Genomic DNA, 9055 nt, shown 5'->3' on the forward strand with positions numbered 1-9055 from the left:
AGCACGGCAGGACTCCCCGATCAGCCCCGATACGCCTGTGCCACACGTTCCAGCGACAACAAACGCGGCACTACGTCACATACCGCCCTCTCAAAGGGGCAGCAGAGGGGCGCGGGTCGGCTTCTCCAGGTCGTCGACGTCCGAGGTGAAGACAGTGACCTGCCCCTTCTGCTGTCGCGCGATCACGGCGAGCACGGCGTCGATCGCGTACTTGTGGCCGTGCGACTTGGGGTCGGCCAGGAGCCGGCGTGCCCGGCGGGCGTCGTCCTTCCCGATGTCGGCGACCTGGAGCCGGGACAGTGCCCAGTCCCAGCGCTGTTCGGTCGTTCTGGCGTCGTACGCCTCGACCAGGGTCATCGGCGACGTCACCACTTCGGCCTCCCCTCGTGCCGCGAGGTCGAGCCAGGCGATCATCTTCCGATCACCGCGCACGGCCAGGGAGAGAGCTTCACAGTCCAGGACGAAGACACGGAGCGGCTGCTGTCGGTGCTCACCGGCTCGCTTCTTCTCTTCACGCAGCCTCTCCGGCGTTGTGCTTTCCGATGGTTCGACGCCGCTCGTGTTCGGCGTCGAGATCCTCCAACTCGTCGAGTGCTGCCACACGCTCGTCCTCAGTCACGGGGCCGTGCTCTTCCTGCAGCCAGTCGACCAGTTCCAGGAACCGATCCCGGTCGCGCTTGAAGCGCAGCGCCTCGGTGACGTACGCCGACAGGCCCCGCTCTGCCGCGTCCGCGAGGATCTCGTCCAGGAGATCCTCGGGGATCGTCACGGTTACCTTCTTCGTCGCCATACAAGAGACCAAGAGCTTGGTGTCACGCTCCTTATGAGTCGGCCACCCGGCGAGTGTCGCGGCGCAATCGGTCTTCACGGAGTCGATCAGCCTCGCCAGGCAATCGGGATCCGGACATGGCCGACTTGCGCCCTTCTCGCGCTGCCTAGGACTGCCCACACTGCCGTACACGGACCTGTGGGGGAGGGCTTCGATCGTGGCTGGGCGTAGACGGGGTGCGGCTGCTCGCAGGCGGCGGGCGGCGCGGCTGAAGGCGGTGGCGGCCGGCGGTGGTCTGGTGCTGGTCCTGCTGGTGGTGTTCTGGTCGGCCGTGTGGCCGTACATCACGGGCGCACTGGTCCTCGGCGGCGCCGGAGCGGCGGCCTGGTGGCTGTGGCGTACGGACCGGCTTGTGCGCGGGCGGGACCGTCTGTGGCGGCAGGAAGAGGCGGTGAAGGCCGGTCACCGGACGCTCGCCGAGGTGGACGCGATGACCGGCACCGAGTTCGAGGACCTGGTCGCAAGCCTGTGCCGACGGGACGGCTGCACAGAGGTCCGGCGGGTGGGTGGTGCGAACGACAACGGCGCCGACGTCATCGGCCGTTTCCCGGACGGGCGGACCATGGTGATCCAGTGCAAGCGCTACGCGCCGAGCAGCACGATCGCGAGTCGCGAGTTACGCGATCTGCTGGGTGCCAAGGTGCACTTCGGGGCCGACCTGGCGGTGTTCGTGACGACCACGCGCTTCAGCAGACCCTCAGAGAGGTTCGCGGTGCAGCACGGCATCCTCGCGGTGCACCGCGACCACCTCGGCCTGTGGAACAACGGAGCCTCCCTGCTCTCCCTGAGTGAGGTGAACGGTCGCGGCCAGGGAGACTCCCGGCACCGGGCACGCTGGAAGCGCGCGTACCGGAGATGACCGGCCTCGCGGGTGCGCGAGGCCGGTTTCATGTCGGACGTTTCGCAGCGTGGCCTCAGTTGGCGCCACACCGGTCGTGAGACCCGAGACGCCTACGCCATGTCCTTGGAGTCGCGCACTGCGGCGTGGTCGCCCAGTGCAGCGACTTCCACGCAGTCGTTCGGGCCGCTGGGCTGCGCCGCGAAGGGCTCAGCAGCAGGCTGGTGTTCGACACGTACACCCCGGAGATCGGCAACTCCAGCCCCGGCGCCGCGTCTTACAGCGGCCAACACGATGTGGTGGCCCGGTCGTGATGGCCGTGTCGAGGGCGGTAGTTGAGCGTTCGGTCCGGTGCGGGGAAGTCGCCGTGGATCGTGTCGGATGAGCTGTGGGATGGCCTCGAGCCGCTGTTGCCGCAGCGCGAGCGGCGCTTTCGGTATCCGGGCCGCAAGCCGCTGCCAGGCCGGCAGGTGCTGTGCGGGATCCTGTACGTACTGCACACCGGGATCCAGTGGGAGTACCTGCCCCAGGAGTTGGGCTTCGGCTCGGGCATGACGTGCTGGCGACGCTTACGGTACTGGAACCCTGCTGGCGTCTGTCAGCGTTTGCACGAGGTCCTGCTGGCCGAGTTGAACGCGGCCTCGCGGCTGAACTGGTCCCGCTGAGTGGTCGACTCCTCCCACGGCAGGGCGGTAAGGGGGGAGCCAGACGGGCTCCTCGCCGGTCGACCGGGGCTGACCCGGCTCCAAGCATCACTTGGTCACTGACGGGCGCGCGGTACTCCGTTCGCGGTCCTGCTGACCGGCGGCAACCGCAACGACGTCACCCAGATGCTGCCCCTGCTCGACGCGATCCCACCGGTCCGCGGCCGGGTAGCTCGTCCCCGCCGCAAGCTGGACTCGCTCCTACCGCTGGGTTGCGGAGAGGAGTTTTGCCTGGTTGCACGGCTTCCGACGCCTGCGGATCCGGCGGGAACGGAGAGCCGACATCCACGAAGCGTTCCTGAAACTCGCCTGCTGCCTCATCACCCACCGACAACTCAGGGCATTGCGCTGACGTCGGGATGCAAAGCCGCTGGTCATCTCATGAATGTGCGGGGCTCATGCCATGATCCGGTCTCATGAGTGACCGTTCGCTTTCACCCGCCTGGCTGGCTTCGTGGACAGGCAGAGTCTCCGTGACCCTCACGGCAATGACAGGCGAGTTCGAGCGTCGGTACGGCTTTCCTCCTGGCACCAACGAGGTCCGGCTGGCCGACCGCGACGATCAAGCCGCGGCTCGCGCGCTTGCCCAAGCGGACCTCATACCGGCTGACCTGGTCACCTTCTACGAGAGCATCGGCGACGTCACCTGGGCGGACGTAGGCAACGGCTACTTCCTCGATCCGGCAAGTGACGTCCTTCTGCGACTCCAGGAGTACGGCGTTGTCGGCGTCGGCGCGAACCAGAAGGGGCCAGGTCTGGTCATCGGCTCGAACGGCGGCGGCCTGTCCTACGTCGCGAGCCCTGATGGGTCGGTTCATCGGACGCGGACGGCGTCGCTGGACGAACCGGAGCTCGACAAGGTAGCCGACGACCTGCGGCAATTCCTAGAACTGCTGGAGCAATCCCTGACGCGGTTCGTCGCCGACGGCGAGCCGGGATCTCTGTAGGTCAGCCTGGGGCCCGCTCTGTTAGCTGTTCTTAGCGCTGACCTGGGCTAATGGCTGGGCCGGGGCCTGGTCTGGCTCGGATGCTTTCACCGTGATTCCGCGCTGTTCCCCGCTCGATCTGGTGCGCTGGTGGTGCGGACATGGCGCACCGGCTCCTCGCAGCCTCCGCCACCGGCACGCTTGCGAACTGGGTCGCAGCACTCGCCGTATGTCCATGATCGCCCCCGTCACGCGCTGAGCTGGCTCCGAGGGTGTTGGTAGACCAGCGGTATTAGGCTCCAGTCCATGGCGGCAGCTTCGGACGACAACCCCGCGCGACCGACCCAGCACCAGTGCTCTGGACGCGGCAGCGAAGGGAAGGACGATGATGCACTCATCGAGAAGTTGCGCTCCAGGGCGTGGGATCCGGGCCGGCGCTTCGATACGACACCGATTCCCATCGCTTGGGTGAACGAGCACTACGGCGTAGAACCGGCGGCCCACGACGGAAGGATGGGTTCCCGCAGCGACGGGATGCTCATCTTCAATTCAAGAGCAGAGGCAGTGGCCGCCTACTACGCGGACGCTCCTCGCGAACCGTTGTTTCCACCGGTCTCTCTGGCGGATTTCGAGATCGCCGAGAGCAGAGTTGGGCGGCGACTGCCCAAGTTGCTCCGGCGCGTCTACACCGAGGTGGCCAATGGGGGCTTCGGGCCAGATGCTGGGCTCGAATGTCTGACCGACGGCAACCGCGAACAAGGGCGTATGAGAGAGCGGCCGTCTGCGGTACGTGTGTACGAGCGCAACTGCGCTGCGGGGTTGCCGACATCATGGTTCGAGCTGGCCTACGGCGGCTGCACCATGCACTGGCACGTCTCGCTGGCCGCCGTCAACAACCCTGTGCTGCTCCACGACACCGACGGGTGGGACCCTGATCTTCATTGGGACCCGGACGACGGCCCCCACGACGGCCTGCGCCATGCGACCCCGTCACTGCGGCGATGGCTTTGGACCTGGGCCGACGGCGAAAACGTCTGGGATGAAGCGCTCAAGTAATAGCCAGCCCAGCGCTGAGCCGACTACATGGAAAGTAGGGCTGCCAAGGCCGGTCAGGCGGCTGCCTTGTACGTCCGCCCGGTCGCCCTGTCCGGTCGGGTTACTTCTTCTTGCCCTGGGTCTTGCCGGGGATCTTGGTGAGCTGGGTTTCCCTGCTCAGGGGCGGTGGGCTCGTGCGCCTGGTGGTCGTCGTTGGCCACCGTTGAGCGGCCTCGGACGGCCCAGGTTCGGGCGGGCCTCCGCGTGAGGCACAACCCATGTCACGCCCTCACCGGCCCTAGATGATCTATCCCAAGGGGTCAGTGATCGTAGGCGGTCAGTGAGCGTAGGACGGTTTGTCCGGTGGCGTCGTTGTGCCAGATTGCGGCGGTCAGCGCGAGTACGCGCTGCATGACGCGTGCGATGACGCCGCCGGGTGTGCGTCCGCGGTGCAGTTCGAGGTCGAGCTGTCCCTTGAACGTTTCGTTGATCGACTCGATGACCTGTCGCAGGGGTTTGAACAAGTGGGCTCCTGGCCGCTCGCGTTCGCCTTTGCGGGCTGGCCTGATCAACTTGACCCCGTATTCAGCGAGTTCGTGTTCGAACGCGCAGCCGAAGTAGTTCTTGTCACCGATCAGCGTCTGTCCGGGTCGGCTGTGGAGGAGGTCGCGTTCGGCGGCAAGGAGGTCAAGGAGGGTTTCGCGTTCGTCGGCTTTCGCTCCGGTCAGGGCGAAAGCGATGGGCAGGCCGTGGAGGGTACACACCAGGTGCAGGCGCAGGCCCCAGAAGAAGCGGCTGTGGCTGGCGCAGTAGCCGTATTGGGCCCATCCGGCCAGGTCGGAGCGTTTGACGGCCTCCCGGGAGCGTCCGCACTCGACCGGGGTGGAGTCCACGACCCATACGTCGTCGCTCCATATCGAGGTGCTGACGGCCAGGATGCGGGTGATCCGGCGCATGAGGTCGGCGGCTTTGCGTAGCCGCTTGTTGTAGCCGGGCTGCTGCGGCAGGTAGGGGAAGAGGTGTCGCAGGTGGGCGCGGGCGTGGCGGAGCCACTTGGCCTCGGAGGTGAAGCCGAGGACGGCCTGCATCATCGCGAGGGTGACCAGTTCGGCATCGCTCAGCCGGGGAGCGATCCCGACCTGCGGAGGCCAAGGCGCCAGGCCGGGATGCTCCTTCAGCAGGTCATCCGTCGTCGCGTAGAGCGCGGTCGCGAGGGTGTCTGGGTTGTTCGTCACAAAACGATCTTGGACACCCTCGTTCTCGTCTCCGCAGGCACCCCTTGGGATAGAGCGTGCGCGGAATTCCCCCGACCACGCACGCTCGCCGGCTATCTGATCTTGATGATTACCTTTCCGAACGGGCTGGCTGATTCGTAGTACCGGTACGCTGCCACGGCTTCTTCGAACGGGAACACCTGGTCGAGGACTGGTCGGAGCCGATGCGCGGTGATGACGTTGTTCATTGAGGTGAACTGAGCGCGACTGCCGACAGCCAACGCCCGGACCGTAGCGGCGACGCCGAACAGCAGACGAGGGTCGACCGGTGGCCAGTTGCCGGAGACGGACCCCACGAAGGCGATATGTCCGTCGACGGCGACTGACTTCAGCGACTGCTCCAGCGTTCCGGCGGTGTCGACGACGCGGTCGACCCCACGCCCGGCGGTGAGTTCGCGGGTTGCGGTGTGCCAGTTCGGGATGTCGCGGTAGTTGATGACCTCGTCGGCTCCAAGCTCGCGAAGGCGCTGTTCCTTGTCCGCGCGGCTTGTCGTGGCGATTACTCTCGCGCCCAGGAGTTTGGCGAACTGCACCGTGAACAGCGATACGCCGCCGGATCCGGTGGCCAGCACGGTCTGTCCGCGCTGGATTCCGCGGCCGTCGCCTGTCAGGGCGTTCCATGCCGTGACGGCGGCGCAGGGAAGAGTTGCCGCCTCGGCGTAGGAGAGGTGGTCGGGGATGGGCACAAGGGCGTCCTGGGGGAGGATGGCCAGCTCGGTCAGCATTCCGTCGAGCGAGCCACCCAGTTGCGGCAGGTATGCCGGCTCCAGGGGGCCGTCCAGCCACCGCGGGAACAGTGCGGCTGTGACGCGGTCGCCTGGGCGCACCCGCCGGACATCCGGCCCAACGACGACGACCTCGCCAGCACCGTCCGAGACCGGTATGACGCCCGGTTTGACGGGCAGCACGTACTGTCCTCGTAGCACCAGAAGTTCGCGGAAGCTGAGCGAGGTGGCGTGGACCGCGACCGCGACCTCCCCCTCCCTGGGTGTGCGTGGTTCGTGCGTGCGCAGCGACAGGTCCTCGATACCGCCGCCGGTGCTGACGTGGTAACTGCGCACCGTCGATGGGAGCACTGCCATCATCGCGGTCATCCTTCGATGAACTGGTAGTCGCTGACGATGCGGCCGTCGGGGCCGAGCATGAGGATCTCCAGCCCGACGCCGGCGACCTCACCACCGTCCCGGGGCGCCATCTCCCAGTTGAACTTGACGACATCGTGGAGCCTGTCGGTGTTGCAGCGCGACCGGAAGACGAAGGTGCCCGGCGCGACGAACTCCTCATAGGCGCGCGTCACCCGGAACTCCAACGCATGGTGCCCGCGCGCCTCCAAAGCGAGACGATCGAAGCCCAGTCCTGCAGCGGTCTGCAGGATCTCCTTGGGAGGCTGCAGCACATGGACCGCATCGCCGGACCACAGCTCGCGAATCGCGGCGCGGCGTCGCTCTGCATCGGGTTCGTTCCACACGGCAACGTAGCGGTCGGTGAGGTTGTGGATGTCAATGTCAGCCATGGCTGCTCCCCTCGGTTGCGGAATGGTCGGCGTGCGGCAACGACCGTGCAGCCGCCGGCCGTCCCGCGGCAATTCCTCGCAGGGAATCGCGGATCGGCAGCCGCGCGGGTTACACAAGAGAGGTGATCAGCGAATCGACCAGCGGCGGGCTCGCCGGAGCGTTGCGTGAGTGGCGCACTCGGCGGCACGTCAGCCAGCTGGAACTGGCCATGCGCGCCGGAACCACGCAGCGGCACCTCAGCTTCATCGAGAGCGGACGGTCGACCCCCGGCCGATCAATGATCATCCGGCTGGCCGAATCCCTGGAGGTGCCGATCCGCGAACGCAATGAACTGCTCCTTGAGGCCGGATTCGCACCGGTCTACCCGCAGACCCGCCTGGACGACCCCCAGCTCGAACCGATTCGCACCGCCCTCGAACGGATCCTGCACGGCCACCTGCCGTACCCGGCGGTGGTCGTCGACCGGCACGGTGACCTCGTCTCGGCCAACGCCGCCTTCCACTCGCTCACCGCCGGTGTGGCCCCGCATCTGCTCGTACCGCCGGTGAGCGTTCCCCGGGTGTTGTTGCATCCGCAGGGCCTCGCGCCACGCATCGTCAACCTCGACGAGTGGGCGTGGCACATCATCGACCGCATCCAGGCCGAGAGCGTGCGCAACCCAGACGACCAACTCCAACGCCTGGCCTCCGAACTCACCGACCTGGCACCACCACGTCCGCGTGAGTCACCGCACCACCTCGGCTTCGCCGTACCGCTGCGCCTCCGGGCACATGATCCGGCCGACGGCAGGGAGCTAACGCTCATCACCACGCTCACCCATTTCGGCACCGCTATCGACGTCACCATCGCCGAACTACGACTTGAGGCGTTCCTACCGGCTGACCAAGCGACCAGCGCCATGCTGGCCGAACTCCTCAAGCGGTAACCGATCCGACCGGCACAGCCCCGCGCAGCGACCAAAATGCCAACCCGTCATGCGCTCGCTCACCGCATACGACCACTGACCCCTTGGAATTGATCATCTAGGTGCCCCACGGCAGCAAACCTTGTTGCCCGGTGAGCCACCTATCGGATTCGATCGAAGCCATGACCGATGGCGCCACAGTCGACGTTGCCGACGAGCAGATCCTCAGCAACCAAATCATCCGGGGTCTCAAGACACTCCGTGATCATCTGGGCTGCTCGCTTCATGAGGCCCTGGATGTCTTTGCCGCCAGGTACGAGGTACTGAGGGTGGAGCGTCCGGGCGACTTCGTATGCGATCATGACGAGTACTGGGTCGGCTTCTATTCGTGAGGGTGTGTCGGCCGCTGATCAGGCTTGGTGTCAAGAGCACTCAGCTTGGGAAGCTGCGGACCTTTGGGGCTTGTTGAGGCGCTGACCTGGGCGAACGGCTGAGCTGCGGCCTCTGCGGCCTGGGCAATTATTCACCGTGACTCCCCGTTGTCCCCCGCTGGATCTGGTGCGGTTTTGGTGCGGGCTCCTGGACCTGGCTTTCTGGCAGCTACCCGTCCCAGCCCGACGACGATGACGGCCGGTGCGAGGCTCAACACTTCGAATACGGCCACAACCGGGAACGGGGCGCTCAAAGCTCGGGGGAGCTTGCCCAGTGCTGCGACACCGATGCCGAGGGGAAGCCACACTCGGAAGAAGCGGAAGCGAAAGGCATCTGCTCCGCGGCGTACCTGTTCCTGCTCCACGAGGCACCAGTACGCAGCGGCCACGATGAAAAGGGCGCCGATGCCCACGATGCCCCAGGTCAGTGCTGCCACGATTCCCCCACCACACCGCATGTGCCGCGCTACTGTTCGCAGGCGCTCCCCCCGATGGTGACACGCGGTACTCAGAGGGCAGTACGTGACGTGATGCCCGTTTCGGGCTTTCGGGTGGGGCTGTCGGGCTGGTCGTGGCCTGACCAGGCGGCTACGACTGTGG

The 9055-nt window shown here is 66.4% G+C and carries 12 protein-coding genes and 1 pseudogene; 6 read left to right on the forward strand and 7 right to left on the reverse strand.

The window, feature by feature from the left end; translation table 11 throughout:
- Nucleotides 1-90 precede the first annotated feature (90 nt).
- Together ACLZN2_RS50130 and ACLZN2_RS50135 are read right to left on the reverse strand one after the other, a co-directional pair.
- Nucleotides 91-519, reverse strand: a complete 429-nt coding sequence (locus ACLZN2_RS50130; protein WP_416986897.1) for a hypothetical protein — start codon at nucleotides 517-519, stop codon at nucleotides 91-93.
- Nucleotides 512-790, reverse strand: a complete 279-nt coding sequence (locus ACLZN2_RS50135) for a CopG family transcriptional regulator (RefSeq protein WP_416986878.1) — start codon at nucleotides 788-790, stop codon at nucleotides 512-514. Before ACLZN2_RS50135 ends, ACLZN2_RS50130 begins: the two co-directional genes overlap by 8 nt.
- Nucleotides 791-986: 196 nt before the next feature.
- Between ACLZN2_RS50135 and ACLZN2_RS50140 the strand changes: the two genes are divergently transcribed.
- Complete coding sequence (locus ACLZN2_RS50140; protein WP_416986880.1) at nucleotides 987-1688, forward strand: restriction endonuclease; 702 nt, start codon at nucleotides 987-989, stop codon at nucleotides 1686-1688.
- Nucleotides 1689-1780: 92 nt separating this feature from the next.
- Here the strand turns inward: ACLZN2_RS50140 and ACLZN2_RS50145 are convergent, their stop codons facing one another.
- Complete coding sequence (locus ACLZN2_RS50145; protein WP_416986882.1) at nucleotides 1781-1960, reverse strand: DUF397 domain-containing protein; 180 nt, start codon at nucleotides 1958-1960, stop codon at nucleotides 1781-1783.
- Nucleotides 1961-2038: 78 nt separating this feature from the next.
- Here ACLZN2_RS50145 and ACLZN2_RS50150 point away from each other — a divergent pair.
- From ACLZN2_RS50150 to ACLZN2_RS50160, 3 genes and pseudogenes are all read left to right on the forward strand, one after another.
- Nucleotides 2039-2723, forward strand: a pseudogene (locus ACLZN2_RS50150) (IS5 family transposase).
- 136 nt (nucleotides 2724-2859) lie between these two features.
- The gene (locus ACLZN2_RS50155) at nucleotides 2860-3318 is read left to right on the forward strand and encodes an SMI1/KNR4 family protein (RefSeq protein WP_416986884.1); all 459 of its coding nucleotides are present in this window, start codon (nucleotides 2860-2862) and stop codon (nucleotides 3316-3318) included.
- Between the two features lie 285 nt (nucleotides 3319-3603).
- Complete coding sequence (locus ACLZN2_RS50160; protein WP_416986886.1) at nucleotides 3604-4353, forward strand: hypothetical protein; 750 nt, start codon at nucleotides 3604-3606, stop codon at nucleotides 4351-4353.
- 299 nt (nucleotides 4354-4652) lie between these two features.
- Here ACLZN2_RS50160 and ACLZN2_RS50165 read toward each other — a convergent pair whose 3' ends face one another.
- The 3 genes from ACLZN2_RS50165 to ACLZN2_RS50175 form a co-directional block, all read right to left on the reverse strand.
- A complete protein-coding gene (locus tag ACLZN2_RS50165; protein WP_416986888.1) occupies nucleotides 4653-5567 on the reverse strand; it encodes an IS982 family transposase in 915 nt (304 codons plus the stop codon).
- Nucleotides 5568-5659: 92 nt separating this feature from the next.
- Complete coding sequence (locus ACLZN2_RS50170) at nucleotides 5660-6700, reverse strand: zinc-dependent alcohol dehydrogenase family protein (RefSeq protein ID WP_416986889.1); 1041 nt, start codon at nucleotides 6698-6700, stop codon at nucleotides 5660-5662.
- A complete protein-coding gene (locus ACLZN2_RS50175; protein WP_416986890.1) occupies nucleotides 6697-7119 on the reverse strand; it encodes a hypothetical protein in 423 nt (140 codons plus the stop codon). The genes ACLZN2_RS50170 and ACLZN2_RS50175 overlap by 4 nt, the downstream gene beginning before the upstream one ends.
- 122 nt (nucleotides 7120-7241) lie before the next feature.
- On the opposite strand from ACLZN2_RS50175, the gene ACLZN2_RS50180 reads away from it, so the two are divergent.
- Both ACLZN2_RS50180 and ACLZN2_RS50185 read left to right on the forward strand, forming a co-directional pair.
- Complete coding sequence (locus ACLZN2_RS50180; RefSeq protein WP_416986892.1) at nucleotides 7242-8045, forward strand: helix-turn-helix domain-containing protein; 804 nt, start codon at nucleotides 7242-7244, stop codon at nucleotides 8043-8045.
- 161 nt (nucleotides 8046-8206) lie between these two features.
- Nucleotides 8207-8416 (forward strand): hypothetical protein, encoded by a 210-nt coding sequence (locus tag ACLZN2_RS50185; RefSeq protein WP_416986894.1) that lies wholly within the window; start codon nucleotides 8207-8209, stop codon nucleotides 8414-8416.
- Between the two features lie 131 nt (nucleotides 8417-8547).
- Here the strand turns inward: ACLZN2_RS50185 and ACLZN2_RS50190 are convergent, their stop codons facing one another.
- Nucleotides 8548-8892 (reverse strand): hypothetical protein, encoded by a 345-nt coding sequence (locus tag ACLZN2_RS50190; RefSeq protein ID WP_416986895.1) that lies wholly within the window; start codon nucleotides 8890-8892, stop codon nucleotides 8548-8550.
- Between the last annotated feature and the right edge of the window lie 163 nt (nucleotides 8893-9055).

The organism is Streptomyces sp. T028, assembly GCF_048159505.1.
Classification (GTDB): domain Bacteria; phylum Actinomycetota; class Actinomycetes; order Streptomycetales; family Streptomycetaceae; genus Streptomyces.

What these genes read in the sequence shown, in the direction of transcription:
- ACLZN2_RS50155 (WP_416986884.1), top strand. Translation starts at nt 2,860, where the DNA reads ATGACAGGCGAGTTCGAGCGTCGGTACGGCTTTCCTCCTGGCACCAAC.
- ACLZN2_RS50185 (WP_416986894.1), top strand. Translation starts at nt 8,207, where the DNA reads ATGACCGATGGCGCCACAGTCGACGTTGCCGACGAGCAGATCCTCAGC.
- ACLZN2_RS50175 (WP_416986890.1), bottom strand. Translation starts at nt 7,119, where the DNA reads ATGGCTGACATTGACATCCACAACCTCACCGACCGCTACGTTGCCGTG.
- ACLZN2_RS50170 (WP_416986889.1), bottom strand. Translation starts at nt 6,700, where the DNA reads ATGACCGCGATGATGGCAGTGCTCCCATCGACGGTGCGCAGTTACCAC.
- ACLZN2_RS50135 (WP_416986878.1), bottom strand. Translation starts at nt 790, where the DNA reads ATGGCGACGAAGAAGGTAACCGTGACGATCCCCGAGGATCTCCTGGAC.
- ACLZN2_RS50160 (WP_416986886.1), top strand. Translation starts at nt 3,604, where the DNA reads ATGGCGGCAGCTTCGGACGACAACCCCGCGCGACCGACCCAGCACCAG.